This window comes from Caproicibacterium sp. XB2, from assembly GCF_044880635.1.
Classification (GTDB): Bacteria; Bacillota; Clostridia; order Oscillospirales; family Acutalibacteraceae; genus Caproicibacterium; species Caproicibacterium lactatifermentans.
This window is the reverse complement of the sequence record NZ_CP173227.1, coordinates 825,151-840,150: the sequence shown is the minus strand read 5'-3', so window position 1 is coordinate 840,150 and position 15,000 is coordinate 825,151. Positions and strand designations below refer to the sequence as shown.

16 protein-coding genes and 2 tRNA genes are annotated in these 15,000 nt (G+C 47.7%); 1 reads left to right on the top strand and 17 read right to left on the bottom strand.

Annotation, left to right across the window (positions count from 1 at the left end):
• Positions 1 to 75 precede the first annotated feature (75 nt).
• The 5 genes from ytfJ to ACIHKT_RS04040 are packed head-to-tail and all read right to left on the bottom strand — an operon-like array spanning position 76 to position 3,178.
• Positions 76 to 516, bottom strand: a complete 441-nt coding sequence (gene ytfJ / locus ACIHKT_RS04060; RefSeq protein WP_086035661.1) for a GerW family sporulation protein — start codon at positions 514 to 516, stop codon at positions 76 to 78.
• Positions 491 to 1,168, bottom strand: a complete 678-nt coding sequence (locus ACIHKT_RS04055) for a DUF2953 domain-containing protein (RefSeq protein ID WP_404352815.1) — start codon at positions 1,166 to 1,168, stop codon at positions 491 to 493. Before ACIHKT_RS04055 ends, ytfJ begins: the two co-directional genes overlap by 26 nt.
• Entirely contained in the window at positions 1,165 to 1,737 is a 573-nt protein-coding gene (gene scpB, locus ACIHKT_RS04050; protein ID WP_404352813.1) for an SMC-Scp complex subunit ScpB, read from the bottom strand. Before scpB ends, ACIHKT_RS04055 begins: the two co-directional genes overlap by 4 nt.
• Complete coding sequence (locus ACIHKT_RS04045) at positions 1,734 to 2,444, bottom strand: segregation and condensation protein A (RefSeq protein ID WP_404352811.1); 711 nt, start codon at positions 2,442 to 2,444, stop codon at positions 1,734 to 1,736. The genes scpB and ACIHKT_RS04045 overlap by 4 nt, the downstream gene beginning before the upstream one ends.
• A 14-nt stretch (positions 2,445 to 2,458) precedes the next feature.
• Positions 2,459 to 3,178, bottom strand: a complete 720-nt coding sequence (locus tag ACIHKT_RS04040; RefSeq protein WP_086035657.1) for a site-2 protease family protein — start codon at positions 3,176 to 3,178, stop codon at positions 2,459 to 2,461.
• Between the two features lie 203 nt (positions 3,179 to 3,381).
• On the opposite strand from ACIHKT_RS04040, the gene rpmB reads away from it, so the two are divergent.
• A complete protein-coding gene (rpmB, locus tag ACIHKT_RS04035; protein ID WP_086035656.1) occupies positions 3,382 to 3,570 on the top strand; it encodes a 50S ribosomal protein L28 in 189 nt (62 codons plus the stop codon).
• 138 nt (positions 3,571 to 3,708) lie between these two features.
• Here the strand turns inward: rpmB and plsY are convergent, their stop codons facing one another.
• From plsY to ACIHKT_RS03975, 12 genes are all read right to left on the bottom strand, one after another.
• Positions 3,709 to 4,398 carry a glycerol-3-phosphate 1-O-acyltransferase PlsY gene (gene plsY / locus ACIHKT_RS04030; protein ID WP_174193220.1) on the bottom strand — a complete coding sequence of 230 codons (690 nt, stop codon included), beginning with the start codon at positions 4,396 to 4,398 and terminating at the stop codon, positions 3,709 to 3,711.
• 27 nt (positions 4,399 to 4,425) lie between these two features.
• Complete coding sequence (der, locus tag ACIHKT_RS04025; protein ID WP_086035654.1) at positions 4,426 to 5,751, bottom strand: ribosome biogenesis GTPase Der; 1,326 nt, start codon at positions 5,749 to 5,751, stop codon at positions 4,426 to 4,428.
• A 383-nt stretch (positions 5,752 to 6,134) separates the two neighbouring features.
• Complete coding sequence (rpmF, locus tag ACIHKT_RS04020) at positions 6,135 to 6,320, bottom strand: 50S ribosomal protein L32 (protein WP_086035652.1); 186 nt, start codon at positions 6,318 to 6,320, stop codon at positions 6,135 to 6,137.
• Between the two features lie 37 nt (positions 6,321 to 6,357).
• Entirely contained in the window at positions 6,358 to 6,864 is a 507-nt protein-coding gene (locus tag ACIHKT_RS04015; RefSeq protein ID WP_086035651.1) for a DUF177 domain-containing protein, read from the bottom strand.
• 135 nt (positions 6,865 to 6,999) lie between these two features.
• Positions 7,000 to 7,416 carry a hypothetical protein gene (locus tag ACIHKT_RS04010; RefSeq protein WP_086035650.1) on the bottom strand — a complete coding sequence of 139 codons (417 nt, stop codon included), beginning with the start codon at positions 7,414 to 7,416 and terminating at the stop codon, positions 7,000 to 7,002.
• A gap of 37 nt (positions 7,417 to 7,453) precedes the next feature.
• On the bottom strand, positions 7,454 to 8,794 hold the full coding sequence (locus ACIHKT_RS04005; RefSeq protein WP_086035649.1) for a glucose-6-phosphate isomerase: 1,341 nt from the start codon (positions 8,792 to 8,794) through the stop codon (positions 7,454 to 7,456).
• A 134-nt stretch (positions 8,795 to 8,928) separates the two neighbouring features.
• Positions 8,929 to 10,080, bottom strand: a complete 1,152-nt coding sequence (locus tag ACIHKT_RS04000; protein WP_086036842.1) for a D-alanyl-D-alanine carboxypeptidase family protein — start codon at positions 10,078 to 10,080, stop codon at positions 8,929 to 8,931.
• 390 nt (positions 10,081 to 10,470) lie between these two features.
• On the bottom strand, positions 10,471 to 11,748 hold the full coding sequence (eno, locus tag ACIHKT_RS03995; RefSeq protein ID WP_404352806.1) for a phosphopyruvate hydratase: 1,278 nt from the start codon (positions 11,746 to 11,748) through the stop codon (positions 10,471 to 10,473).
• A 208-nt stretch (positions 11,749 to 11,956) separates the two neighbouring features.
• Positions 11,957 to 12,033, bottom strand: a tRNA-Pro gene (locus ACIHKT_RS03990).
• 31 nt (positions 12,034 to 12,064) lie between these two features.
• Positions 12,065 to 12,138: transfer RNA gene (locus ACIHKT_RS03985), tRNA-Gln, on the bottom strand.
• Positions 12,139 to 12,247: 109 nt separating this feature from the next.
• Positions 12,248 to 13,870 carry an FAD-dependent protein gene (locus ACIHKT_RS03980; RefSeq protein ID WP_338084215.1) on the bottom strand — a complete coding sequence of 541 codons (1,623 nt, stop codon included), beginning with the start codon at positions 13,868 to 13,870 and terminating at the stop codon, positions 12,248 to 12,250.
• The gene (locus ACIHKT_RS03975; RefSeq protein WP_236858892.1) at positions 13,867 to 14,988 is read right to left on the bottom strand and encodes an aminoacetone oxidase family FAD-binding enzyme; all 1,122 of its coding nucleotides are present in this window, start codon (positions 14,986 to 14,988) and stop codon (positions 13,867 to 13,869) included. The genes ACIHKT_RS03980 and ACIHKT_RS03975 overlap by 4 nt, the downstream gene beginning before the upstream one ends.
• Positions 14,989 to 15,000 lie beyond the last annotated feature (12 nt).

Below are 15,000 nucleotides of genomic sequence, written 5' to 3'. Positions count from 1 at the left end.
AATACCTTCTCCCCCCTTAATAAAACAAAACAACCACCTGCCCAAAATACCTATATGCAGGCGGTTGTAAAAAGATTATTTCTGCGGCTGTGTTTCGGTATTTTCCTGCTTTGCCGCCGCTTGTTCGTCTTTTTTCTTCTTTTTTCCGTTAATCATTTCATTTACTTTATCAACAATATCCGGAACCATACCAACAATGCGGTCCGTAGAAGAATTATACGGGTCAATCTGCAGCATCTTAACATTGCCGTTGGAAATTGTGAGAAACGCGACCGGACTAATGGAAACACCGGCACCAGCACCGCCACCAAAGAAATCTTTGTCGGGGTTTGCTTTACAGGCAAAATCAGAACCGCCAGAAGCAAAACCATAGCTGATTTTAGAAATGGGAATAATAATCGTCCCGTCCGGCGCCGTAATGGGGTCGCCGATGATTGTGTTAATATCCACCATCTGCCGGATATTTTGGAGCGTTGTGTCCATCATGCCTTCAATTGGATGGTTGCTGTCGCTCATTTTCTGCACCGCCTTTTCTATTTTGATTTTGTGTGTCACTGTTTATTTTAGCCGATTTCATAAGTTTCATGTATGCCATCAATGCACGTATAAGTGCAGTTATTAAAAAGACTACACGAATTTTGACATCAGCTGTACCTTGTATTTTTGTTTGGATACCGTGAAAACTGGGAACAACCGCCACTTCAAACGCACGGCATCGCATGGCCTGCGTTAAAACCGAAAAAGCAGGATAAACTGCCGCACAAACATAGCCATACTTAACCGCTGTCGTTGCAGCATCTCTTTCTGCAACGGATATATGCAGAGAAAGCTGTTTTGCCCGAATATGCCGAAACAGCGTTTTCAATGCGCCGCTGGCCATATCCGCCAGTCCTTTCAGCAAATGCAGTAAGCCAGACAGACCCCGCTCCCGATAAGCTTTGTGGAAAATATTCTCTTTTTTCTGCTTTGGCTTCTCCTCCTTTTTCGGAGAAGGCTGCTTCTTTTTTGCCTTTTTCTTCTCCTTTTGCGGTAAAAGCATATAAGAGAAAAAAAGATAAGAGATTTTCATATGCAGTGTATCATAATAAGAAAAACGCAGACGCACCGATGCCATGGAAAGCAGGAAAAAAACAGCGTTCATTATCAAAAATACTTTTAAGAACGTCATGGCACCGCCTCCGACACCTGCGAAACAGAATCAGGAGTTGCTTCTGTTTCGCTCTTTTCGTCCTGTTTAAGCGGAGGGAGTTCATCTAATGAAGCAATTCCCATACACCGCAGAAAGTTAGAAGTTGTTCTGTAAAGCAGAGGACGGCCGGGCAATTCCAAACGGCCACATTCTTCTGCCAATCCTTTCTGGCAAAGGCTGTTCACCGTACTAGACGAATCAACTCCCCGAATCTGTTCAACAAATGCTTTTGTAACCGGCTGGTTATACGCGATAATTGCCAAGGCCTCCAGTGCTGCCTGTGAAAGCGGCGCATTGTGCCGAATATTAAGCAGGGCTCGAACCTGCCCAGCGAAAGGCGGTGCACTGCACATTTGGTAGCTGTCTTCCACGCGAATAATCTGTATTCCGCGGTTTGCTGTATTAAAAGCCATGCGGGTTTCTTCCGCTAGCTGTAAAGCTTTCTGTGGTGTTAGCCCCAACACTTCCGCAATTCGTTCCAGAGGAAGCGGCTCGCCGTTAGCAAACAGCATTGCCTGCAGCGCACCAGTCATGTCTTTGCATTTCATTTGTGTTCACCCACCTTCGTTAATTTCACAGTGGGGTTGTTCCCCTCGCCCTCTACACGCACACGTTTATCATGAATTAGTTCCAGTAAAGCGAGGAAAGTCGCCACAATTTCTGAACGATTCTGTTTACGGCGGAACAGTTCCTGATAGGCTGCCCGTCCTTTTTTCCACAAGCAGCGCATTACCCCAACCATTTGGGAGGCAACAGAAACGACTCGATGTGCCACTAATTTTGAGAAAGAATTTTGCGTTGGCGGCGGCATACGCCGGCCGGCAGCACCGTAATACGCTTTTTGCAGATTTTCCGGGTTAATTGGCCGGCGGTAAGTGAAGTCCGGTGCAACTGGTTCCGGTTCCCTTGTAAACGATGTATCCACCATAAGCGTACCGCCCAAAACTGCCGCCACTTTTTTGCATTCCTCATATTCCAGCAGCTGTCCCGAAAGCTGTGCACGCATGGTTTCAGCCTCTTCATGCTTTGGCAGAAGGTAAACTGTCTTCATATAAACAAGACGGGCCGCCATGTCCAGGAACTCGCTGGAAACATCCATATCTTTCTGCTGTGCAGCGTGGATATGGTCCATATACTGCTGCAGGACTTCTGCGATTGGAATGTCACAAATATTGAGTTTATTCTTGCGTATTAGATATAAGAGCAGGTCCAGTGGACCCTCAAAGGCGTCCAGTTTATAGGTTAGCTTTTCCATATTGTTTCCAAATATTACACACCCAACAGACGAAACGGCAGATTTGCCAAAGACATAATGCCAAAAGTGAACACACGCTGCAGAAAATTCAGCGGGACATCCAGTGCACCAATCAGAAGAAGCGCAAAAATACCGAACATAATATATTTTTCATACCGATAATATGCCATCATGGCCCGGTCACTTAAAAACATACCCAATATACGGGAACCATCCAGCGGCGGAATTGGCAGCAAGTTGAAGACCGCAAGGGAAATGTTGATGGTGGTGCAGGCACCGAAAAACAGCAGGAAAAACTGTACAATGCTGTTTTCCGGATACAGGCCATAAGTAACACTGCCGCCGCCTACCAGCAGAACGACATTAAAAAGGATACCGGAAGCCAGGGACGCCAACAAGTTGGCCAACGGGCCGGCAACAGCTGTCAATGCCATATCCTTTTTTGGGTTCTTAAAATAGCGCGGGTCGATTGGAACAGGCTTTGCCCAACCAAAGCCAAAAAGAATCAGAAACAGTGCACCAAAAGGGTCCAGACTCGCCAATGGGTTAAAAGTAAGGCGACCAGCATTTTCCGCCGTAGGGTCACCCAGTTTTTTGGCAGCCCAACCGTGCGCATATTCGTGAAACGGCAAAATGAAAATAATAATCAGGATGGAAGCCACAACATCAGCGAATGCGCTCATGGCATTGAAGCCCTGTCCCTGAATCATGGATTGAATAACATTAAATAGCATTTAAACTTTTCTCCTTTGTTCCATTCTGCCGGCACATGAGATATGCTTTATTATAATACGCCTGCCAATAAAATACAAGGCAAGTGCCGCCTACGCACAAATTCTAAAAAAGTCTTGCTTTTTAAAGGGAGTTCCTGTATAATATACTTTGTTATCGCAACATGCAAATATGCAAAAATCCTTTTAGAAGGAGGTGCAGACTCATGGCAAAGTGCGAAATCTGTGGCAAGGATCTTGCTTTCGGTATTCGAGTGTCCCATTCTCATCGTCGTTCCAACCGTACCTGGAAGCCAAACATCCGTCGTGTAAAAGCGATTGTTAACGGTTCTCCGAAGCGTATTTACGCCTGCACCCGCTGCCTGCGTTCCGGCAAGGTAAAACGAGCTATGTGAGAAATAAAGGAGCCTTCGGGCTTCTTTTTTTTATTGTTTTTTACTCTCAGGAACGTAAAAAGCACCGTATATGCTTTGCCCACAGCGGGCAGGCCATATACAGTGCTTTTTTATGTTTCGGTTTTAAAAGTCCTATTTTCAGTGGCTGCCATGGTGAAGAGAAAACTTTTTTTCTGTACCATGTATCAGCCGGCTGATATTTCCGCGGTGACGGATATCAATGCAGACTGAAAGAAAGCACAGAAGCAGCGTGGTAATCGTCATATACGTAAGAGAAACCTGCCCTGTACGGAAAAGCAGAAAATAGTTGAACATCCAGCCCCACAGCGGAAATGTACTGGCTGCAATAACCGAACCGAGCGAAACATATTTACTGATAATTGCAATAACCAAAAACAGTGAAAAATCGACAGCAATCAGCGGCGGATAAATCATCAGCAAAACCGCCGCGGTAGTCAGGACACCTTTTCCCCCACGGAATCCAAAATAAAAGGGAAACATATGTCCCAGCACACACGCAATACCGGCAATATAAACGCCGTAGCGGGCAAGCTCCGTTCCGCTGCCCAACAGTGCCACAAAAATCTGTATGCCTATAAAGCAGGACAAAATGCCTTTGCCGAAATCACAAAAAATCGTCAGCAGTCCCGGTTTGATACCCGCCGACCGCAGAACATTTGTCATACCGGCATTTCCGCTGCCCATGGTGCGGATATCCTTTTTCTCAAACATTTTTGTAAAGATGATAGAAAAAGAAATACTGCCCAGCAGGTAGCTGATAATTGCGGATAAGGCAATTGCAACAATAAAGTTTACAGGATACTGCATATTGGTTCCTCCCCAGAAAACCAGATTTTAAGAGCGCCGGTCACGTTCCCGAATGATAAAGCGGACCGGAGTTCCTGTAAGGCCAAATGTGTCGCGAATGCGGTTTTCCAAATACCGCTGATAGGAAAAATGAAACAATTCCGCCGAATTGACAAAGCAGACAAAAGTGGGTGGGCAGGTACTGGCCTGCGTCATATAATAAATTTTCAAGCGATGGCCCTTGTCAGTCGGCGGCTGTACACGAGCGGTAGCTTGCGCCAAAACGTCATTCAGCATGCCCGTTGCAATACGCTTTTTGTTCGATTCAGCTGACTGGCAAATTGTCTGGAACAGGTCCTTTAAATGTTGCCCTGTTTTTGCGGACAAAAAGATAATAGGCACATAGCTCATGAATGAAAAATCTCCCTGCAGTTTTGTACGCATGGATTCCATAGTACCTGTTTCTTTTTCAACAGCATCCCATTTGTTGACTGCCACTACACAGCCCTTCCCTGCCTCATGGGCAAGTCCGGCTACCTTTGAATCCTGTTCGGTAAAGCCTGTCAGTGCATCAATCATAATCACGCAGACATCCGCACGCTCTATGGCCATTTGTGCACGCAGCACACTGTAATGTTCAATTTGGTCAGTCACTTTACTTTTCCGGCGCAGGCCTGCTGTATCAATAAAAATAAACTTCCCATAAGAATTATCGACTTCCGTATCAATCGCGTCACGCGTTGTGCCCGCAATATCGGAAACGATGCAGCGATTTTCTCCGGAAATATGATTGATAAGCGATGATTTGCCGACATTTGGTTTGCCAATAACGGCCACACGAATCGCTTCGGTATCTTCTTCTTCCGTTTCTTCCTTTGGAAGATAAGAAACCACATGGTCCAACAGGTCACCGGTTCCATGACCATGCACGGATGAAACAGCAATCGGGTCACCAAGTCCCAGATTATAGAATTCATAAAATTCAACAGGTGGCTCGCCAACTGTGTCACATTTATTGACACACAGAATGACCGGACGGCCGCTTCGGCGCAGCATAGAGGCTACCTCTTGGTCCGCTGCAGTAACACCTGCATGCAGGTCCGTTACCATTAAAATAACATCTGCCGCATCAATCGCCAGCTGTGCCTGCGCACGCATCTGTGAAAGCAGAATATCACTGGTATTTGGCTCAATACCGCCGGTATCGATCACCGTAAACGAATGGCCGCACCATTCACATTTTCCATAAATACGGTCACGCGTAACACCCGGCGTATCATCAACAATAGACAGCCGTTTCCCTACCAGCTTGTTAAACAGCGTTGACTTTCCAACATTTGGGCGGCCAACAACTGCAACAACAGGTTTCGACATTTTTTTCACTCCCAGTTACTACAGGGAATCAGCTTGGACAGGGGCATCTTTTTCCTGCCTGTATCTGTTTCCGTGCGATATCATCTAAAAAAGTTTTTTTATAGCGCAAAGCACAGCTTGTCCTGTGCTCACTTCAGTACAGCAGGGCCGGCCGTGAAACTGGCTAAACGATACATAAGAAGATTATGGCATTTTCTGCGCAGTTCGTCAAGCGGAGATTCCAAAAAAGCACTTGCTTGCAGCCGAAAAAGTAAAATCCTACTATCAATATTCCCCTGACTGTACACAAGCATACAAATAAAGAAAAACAGGAGCTGCCCCACACAGCAAATGCTGTGTTTTACGAGACAACCCCTGGATTTTCCGGAAAACCAGCAGGACAATCAAACGTCCTTTTTGTTGATAACCTGTCTGCCATTGTAATAGCCGCAGTTACCACACACCTGATGTGCAACCTTAAAAGCACCACACTTTGGGCATTTCATCAGAGCAGGAGCGCTAATTTTCCAAACATTGGAACGCCGTTTATTCTGTCTTGCACTGGAAAGTTTGCTTTTTGGTACCGCCATGTTCAGCACCTCCTTATATGACTCTATATGACTCTGGTCATTTTATCAGTTGTTTCAGCACCTCAAGGCGCGGGTCAATCTCTTTGTGGCTACAGCCGCAGGGACCGTCATTCAAATTCTTGCCACAGATAGGGCACAAACCCTTGCAGTCTTCCCGGCACAAAAATTTGTTAGGAAGAGCCAAGAGGATGTCTTCCTGCAGCAGATGGTCCAAATCCAGTGAACCGTCCTCCTGCAGAACAACGTACCGGTCATCGTCTGCATCCCGTTCATTGGTAAGCGACGGAACCAGCGTGTGAGAAAACCGATAGGTCAAGCGCTTGTTTATCTGGGCTGTACAACGGTCGCACGGGACTGAGAAATCGAAAGATACAGCTGCCTGCAGCTGTGCAAAGCCGCCGTGCATATCTACTGTTCCCTCCACCTGGACAGGAGAAACAAAAGGATATACCGCATCACAGGAAAGCTTTGAAAGGTCAAACGAATACTGAAGAGGAAGCGAAGTTCCGTCTTCCTGTATTTTCTTTTTCAAATTCAAAAGCATAGATAGTACACCTCAATACGCGCTACAATTGATTATTATAGACGCTGTCCCGTTCGATGTCAAGAAAAAAGCAAAAGAAACGCGGAAAAAACATAGAAAATGCTGCCGGTAGGCAGCATTTTCCCTCGGCAGAAGTCAAACTTCTGTAATATACTGACGAACGCCATCCGGAATATCTGCCTTATCCGCAGAGATAAGGCAGGTGATATTTGTGTTTGCCATAGCTGCCAGTGCATTGACCTTTTCTGCAAACGGAATCAGCTGCTGCAGGTCAGGACCCATAATCTTGAGGGTGGAATCGACAAAGATGTCTGTTACATCATAGTTGCCGGCGCAGATGCCGCTGATAAAGCCAAACAATGCTTCCGCACCCTTAATGCCGTATGCCTCAATGTCTATCAGACGAGCTGCATGGTCAACATCATAGGTAAGCTTCAGGCCCTTTTCAATGACCACGACATTGCCCTTGGAGGAAGCAACTGCAGCATTTGCGCCTTCAATCAGCTTTTTGGTTTTTCCTGAGCCTTTTTTGCCTGTAATGAATGTAATCATAAAACTATCCCCTTTATGTTATTTGTGCTAACCTGCTTTACTTGTTTAACCGAGCTTCCAAAGCATCTTTCTGTGCCTCATAACCAGGTTTGCCAAGCAGAGCAAACATATTCTTCTTGTAACTTTCCACACCAGGCTGATTAAACGGGTTAACGCCCATCAGATAACCAGAAATGGCACAGGATTTTTCAAAGAAATATATCAGCCGACCAAGCGAATCTTCTGAAAAGTCTGGTACACGAATAACCAGATTCGGTACATTGCCGTCTGTATGTGCCAGCACAGTACCCTCAAAAGCTTTTTCGTTTACATAGGCCATTGTCTTGCCTTCCAGGAAATTCAAGCCATCAATGTTCTGCGGGTCATTGCCAATCGTGATTTCCTTTTTCGGCTTGTCAAACAAAACGGTCGTTTCAAAGAGGATACGGCGGCCCTGCTGAATGTACTGTCCCATAGAATGCAAGTCTGTAGAAAAGACCACCGAAGCCGGGAACAGTCCTTTGTTGTCCTTGCCTTCACTTTCGCCGTACAGCTGTTTCCACCATTCATTCATCATGGTAAAGCACGGTTCGTAGCTGACCAAGATTTCCACTTCTTTGCCTTTACGGTACAAAAGGTTGCGTGCCGCAGCATACTGATAGCAAGGATTTTCCGCAAGATTCGGATTATTGTAAAGCTTCTGTGCCTTTGCTGCACCTGCCATGAGGGCGCCGATGTCTGCACCGGAAACAGCAATCGGCAATAGGCCTACCGCCGTCAGAACACTGTAGCGTCCGCCGACATTATCCGGCACGACGAAGGTTTCGTATCCTTCCTCATCCGCCAGATGTTTTAAGGTCCCCTTGGATTTATCTGTTGTACAGAAAATGCGCTCGCGTGCACCTTCTTTGCCGTACTTTTTGTTCAGCATATCACGCAGTACACGAAATGCAATGGACGGCTCCGTTGTTGTGCCGGACTTACTAATCATGTTAATAGAAACATTTTTGCCTTCACACAGTTCCACTACTTCGGCAAGCGCCGTGGAGCTGATGCTGTTGCCAACGAAGTAGATATTCGGTGTATCTTTCTTCAGTGCATTATAGTTGTTGGACTTTAGGAATTCGACTGCAGCGCGTGCGCCTAGGTACGAACCACCGATACCAATGACAATAAATACATCTGAATTGTTTTGAATCCGTTTTGCAGCGGCCTGAATGCGGGCGAACTCTTCTTTATCATAATCTGTCGGAAGAGTGACCCAACCGGTAAAATCATTTCCCGCACCTGTACCTGTATGAAGCAGTTCATGCGCCAGTTTGACCTGAGGAGCCAGATTTGTCATTTCCTCTGGTATGGCAAAGCCATCCAGGTATTTTGTTTCCAGCCGAATAGACATAATAGGATTTCCTCCTTAAAAGCTTTATCAGTCTATGTGTTTGTTCATATTTTACAATATCACGTAATAATTTGCAAGTGAAACCGCCAGAATTTATATTCCGTTCACAGCATGACTTTTTTCTTGCTTTTTATTTATACATAAAGCAAATTCAGGAGGAGCAGATGCAGTACACGCTGAAAAGACAGCGGGCAAACCGTCTGTGTGGCCGTAATGGGACGGACACACACGACTTTCCCACCCAATGTATAGGTCACTTCACCAAGCTTCTGTCCCTTTGCAACCGGTGCCCGCACAGACGGCTGAACTGTTACCTTGCTGGAAACTGCCTTTTCTTGGCCTTTTGGTACCAATAATTTTCCAGAAAAATCCGCTTTCACTGGAACCGTGTCTGACATGCCGTTTTCTACAGTAACCGCTGCAAGGTTTTCTTTTGGCTGCTTTAAAGGAACCATAGACCAGCCTGCAAAGCCTTTGTTCAACAGCGCCGCGGCTGTGGAAAAGCGGTCCTTTGTGCTGCCCGCACCGAGAACAACTGCAATCAGAGAAAGGCCGTCCCGCTGCGCGGTTGCAGAAATACAGCTGCCGGCTTTGCTGGTCGTCCCTGTTTTCAGCCCGGTAATTCCTTTATAAGATTTTAGCAGTTTGTTGGTATTGGTCAGCTGTGTTTTTCCGCCGCGCAGGTGGTCTATCCAAACGGTTGTATAGTTAAAGATTTGTTTATGCTGAATCAATGCACGACTCATTAGCGCAACGTCATAGGCACTGGTTACATGCCCATCCTCATCCAAACCGTTGCAGTTTTTAAAGGTGGTATCCTGCATACCCAATGTTTTTGCTTTGGCGTTCATTTGTGCAATAAATACGTCATCACTACCGGCAACGTGTTCCGCCAACGCCACAGCGGCATCGTTTGCACTGGCGATTGCCGTAGCCTTAATCAGGTCATTGACAGACATGGTCTCCCCTTCCTTCAGCCAGATATCCGACCCACCCATAGAGGCAGCGTGCGCACTGGCAGAAACCATATCCGTCAAGTGGATTTTGCCGGTATCCAGTGCTTCCATAACCAGTAGCAGCGTCATTACTTTTGTCACTGACGCACAGGCACGCTTTTCATGCGGTGCTTTTTCGTACAGTACCTGCCCAGTAGATGCTTCCATTAAAACGGCGGCCGGCGCTTTAATGTCTGTTTTTGTTTCATCTGCAGCATACACACGTACTGGTGCTGCCGCTGCAATCATGACCACAGCAAGAACTGCGGCAGTGATTTGTTTAACCTTCATTCCCGACACCTCCAGATTATTCCACATGATATGTATGCAGAAAGAAAAGCTTTTACCCGTCCTTTTTATGGGAATTGCGGACTTTATGGTTTTTGTATGAGCTTTTATATATTCGTACCGTTCTGCATCTGTAAAGTATTTTGCTTTACTTATTTTCACTTTTAGTCTTTCTTGTACTTTACGCGTTCAATTTTGATAAGTATAACGCTTTACGTCTAATATCCCAGCAATTTCAGCATTTTACATGCTTTTTGTAGAAAATCTGTATGGGTTATTTTAAAATTCAGGAAATACTTACTTGTGAAATAAATCTGTAAAATGATCCTCTTTACAAATATTATGTAAATTTCCGCCGTATAATACTTTGGCGGAAAAGATATAAACCAAATTTTAAAAGCAACAAGGTCCAAGATAGACCGCATTGTTTCCCAGCAGTTCCTCTATACGCAGCAGGCGATTATACTTTGCGATACGCTCTGTTCGGCTGGGTGCGCCGGTCTTTATCTGTCCCGCATTGACGGCAACAGCTAAATCAGCAATCGTTGTATCCTCGGTTTCACCGGAACGATGGGAAACAATCGAGGCATAACCGGTACGGTCCGCCAAACGAATGGTTTCCAGTGTTTCAGAAAGTGTCCCTATCTGGTTGCACTTAATTAGAACCGCATTGGCACAGGACTGGTCGATTCCTTTTTGCAGCCGCTGTACATTCGTAACAAACAGGTCATCCCCCACTAGCTGTACCCTGTCCCCCAGCGCCTGCGTCAGCTCTGCCCAGCCGGACCAGTCCTCTTCACCAAGCGGATCTTCAATAGACGCAATCGGAAAACGTTCCACCAAACCCTCCCAATATGCATTCAGCTCTTTTGAGGTATACGCTTTCTGTGATTTAGGCAGCAAATAATTGCCGCCGGACGTATACCATTCACTGGCAGCCGCATCAATCGCAAAAACAAAATCTTTTTTCAGCACATATCCTGCTGCCTCTACCGCATGGGACAAATATTGAAGCGCTTCCTCATCATTTTGCAGATTCGGCGCATAACCGCCCTCGTCCCCCACTGCTGTAGAAAGATGTTCCTTTTTTAAAATGGCAGCCAGTGCATGGAAAACTTCCGCGCACATACGTAGACCCTCATGGAAGGAATGAGCCCCAACCGGCATAATCATAAACTCCTGAATATCCACCGTATTTGCTGCATGAGCACCTCCGTTCAGGATATTCATCATTGGCACCGGCAGGACAACCGCATTGCTGCCGCCCAAAAAACGGAACAACGGTATTCCCAGTGCTGCAGCAGCGGCCTTTGAACAGGCGATTGAAACAGACAGAATCGCATTGGCACCTAGTCTGGATTTATTTTTACTCGCATCCAAAACCAGCATTCTGTGGTCGATAGCTCCTATGTCAGAAACATCCATTCCACAAAGGTTGTCAGCAATGACCGTATTGACGTTTTGAGTGGCCTGCAGGACGCCTTTCCCGCCATAACGGTGTAAATCTTCGTCTCGAAGCTCGACTGCCTCATATGCACCGGTAGAGGCACCGCTGGGCACGGCCGCACTTGCTGTTGTTCCATCGGCAAGCGTTACCTCTGTTTCGACCGTTGGATTGCCCCGTGAATCGAGTATTTCGCGGGCGTGTATTTTTTGAATCTGCAGTTTCATATTGACCATCCTTTTTTTCATTTTGCAAAGCTTAAAATAGTATCCCCGTTTTTATTGATTTTGCAAAAAAATTTGCACCAGAAAAGAAAAAAGCAGTTCCAGACTAATGAACGCCTGAAACTGCGCAAAACAATCTCCACTACAAACGAAAGGCCGCACTGAAAAGCGTAAAAGCAGCTTAACAGTGCGGTCTTTCAACAATCCTATGTGGTCGAGGTGACTGGATTCGAACCAGCGACTTCTACGTCCCGAACGTAGCGCTCTACCAAGCTGAGCCACACCTCGAAAAAGAAAGCCCCAAGCATGGGGCCATGTTTGGTTGCGGAAGAAGGATTCGAACCCTCACAAACAGAGTCAGAGTCTGTCGTGCTACCTTTACACAATTCCGCAATATCCGCTGCTTCTTTAGAAGCACTAAGTGAAGCAACGTGTATTATTATATCAAAAATTTGATAATTGTCAAGCGTTTTTTCTAAAAAGTTGAAATTTTTTCGGGATGTTACCTTTTCCACCCTGCGTTCTGTGATTCCAGCAGGATTGCTTCCGCACAACGAATGCCGTCTACCGCGGCCGACATAATACCGCCAGCATAACCGGCGCCTTCCCCGCAGGGATATAATCCACGTGCGTCCGGTGCAAAAAGGGCACTGCTGCGTACAACACGCACTGGTGATGAAGAACGGCTTTCTACGGCAGTCAGCAACGCGTCCGCGTCGTCAAAGCCATGCAGGCGTCCCGCCAGCTTGCGTATGCCTTGTTCCAGCGGTTCCGTCAAAAAAGGCGGCAGGCATTTGTGCAGGTCCGTATAGGTAACGCCGCGGCTGTAAGTTGGCCGAACGCTCCCACAGCGCTGTGATGGCTTTCTGTCCAAAAAATCGCCCAGCCGCTGAACCGGAGCCAAATAAGCGCCGCCGCCCGTCAAATACGCTGCTGACTCTAACTGCCGTTGAAGTGCAATACCTGCCAAAGGATGTGGGCTGCCAAAATCTGCCGGTGTCAGCCCCGCCAGCAAAGCGGCGTTGGCATTCCTGCCATCCCGTGCAAAGGAGCTCATGCCATTGGTTGCAACACGTTTTTCTTCGCTGGCTGCCGGAACGACTGTACCGCCGGGACACATACAAAACGTATAGATACTGCGCCCGTCCGGGAAATGGACCGCCAGTTTATAGCTGGCAGCACCTAAAGCCGGGTCGCCGGCTGCCTGTCCGTACAAAGCTTGGTCAATTTTCTCCTGCAGATGCTCAATCCGCACACCAACGGCAAAGGGTTTCTGCTGCAGCTGCAAATGACTCTGCAGCAGCATTTCAAAGGTATCTCGGGCACTATGCCCGACCGCTAAAATCAAATGACCGCACGGCATATCGTACCGCGTCCCGTCCTCCTGACAAACCGTAACGCCTTGCAGAATTCCATTGTGTACCTTTATATGGTCCAACTTAGAATGGAAACGCACTTCTCCGCCAAGGGAAAGAATCGTCTGCCGAATGGTGCGGACAACACCAGGCAGGCGGTCCGTTCCAATATGCGGCTTTGCCTCCCACAAGATACAATCCGGCGCGCCGGCCTGTACAAAGGTTTCCAGCACATGGCGAATATGTGGATTTTTAGTACCGGTCGTCAGCTTGCCATCTGAAAAAGTACCGGCACCGCCTTCGCCAAACTGTACATTGGAATTTGTGTTCAGACTTCCCGTTTTCCAAAAGTGCTCCACGTCTCGGCTGCGCTCTTCCACCGGTGCACCCCGCTCCAAAATAATCGGGCGCTGCCCAGCCTGTGCCAGCGTCAGCGCCGCAAACATACCGGCAGGGCCAAAGCCCGCAACAACCGGACGCACCGGTAAAAGATTGCTTTCCGGCAAATGATACTGGTATACAGAGGCCTGCTGAATTTTATGATCACGCTGCAAAACGTTTTTCTTGACCTGTACACCCGGGCGAAGCGTCACTTCCGCTGTACAGATAAAATGAACATCATTTTTCTTTCGGGCGTCCACCGAACGGCGGTAGAGTTTGCAGGACGCAATATCCGAGTCACGAACACGAAGCCGTTTAGCTGCGCGTGCAGTCAACTCCCCCTCTACGTTGTGCAAGCCCAGCGAAATTTCCGAAACATGGTACATCATGACATCTGCGCCTCCTTATAAACCGCCTCTGCCGCACACAGTGCTGTGCTCCATGCCCAGTGCAGGTTAAAGCCGCCGCAGTCACCATCTACATTCAGCAGTTCTCCCGTCAGCCATGCATGGGGCGAACGCAAACTTTGGCAGGAAGCGTCCACTTGAGAAAGCGGCACACCGCCCGCTGTTACCTGTGCCTGCTGAAAATCAGCTGTACGGTCCACAGTAAAGCAGAAATTTTTGCAGAATTCAAACGGACAATTCTGCACCAATGCTTTATGCAAAACGCCCTCTAAGCGGCCGCCAGTCGCTTTGCGCAGTTCCGAACTTGTATAATCGGGTACAAGGTCCAGAGAAATGATATCGCCGTGCCGAGCTTCCCGTGCCAACTCAAAGATACAAATGCCGGACAGACCGCGCTCTGTAAACTGTACCTCGCCCTCTGTCCTGTGCAGCATTTTTCCGCCGCACTTCAGGACCACCGCCGCAGGTGCACGTACGCCCTTCAGGGCGCGCACTTTTTTCGTTTCCTGCACCCAAATCGGTGCCAGGGCTGGTTTGAGCGGCGTTATGCTGTGCCCCAGCTGTTTCACCAATGGATAGCCTGTTTCATCTCCGGTGTGAGCCGTGCCGCCGGTACACAGCATAACGAACTGTGCACACACCGGTACCTTCTCCTGGGAATACAGGACATACCCGTTTGGCGTGCGGTGAACAGTACGCACTGCAAAATTGCAGCGCTCTTCCGCACCGAGGTCCTTTAGCCGTGCCCGCAGAATATTCAATACCGTAGAGGCCTGCAGGCTGTACGGATAAACACGGCCCTGTGTCTGCTCACGGCAAAGCAGCCCTATATGCTGAAAATAAGCCAGTATTCTTTTGGGCGGAAATGCCTGCAGAATTTGCTCGGCACGTTCGGTATCCCCATGATAACGCGCAATATTCACACCCATATTGGTAAGATTACAGCGCCCATTTCCGGTCATCAGCAGTTTTTTTCCCACCCGTGCGGCGGCTTCCAGCACAACCACATTGGCGCCGCCCAGCAATTCTGCCGCGCGGACCGCTCCCAACAAACCGGATGCACCGCCGCCTACAACGGCCAGCGTATATCTTTTTGGCAAGAAAAGCCCTCC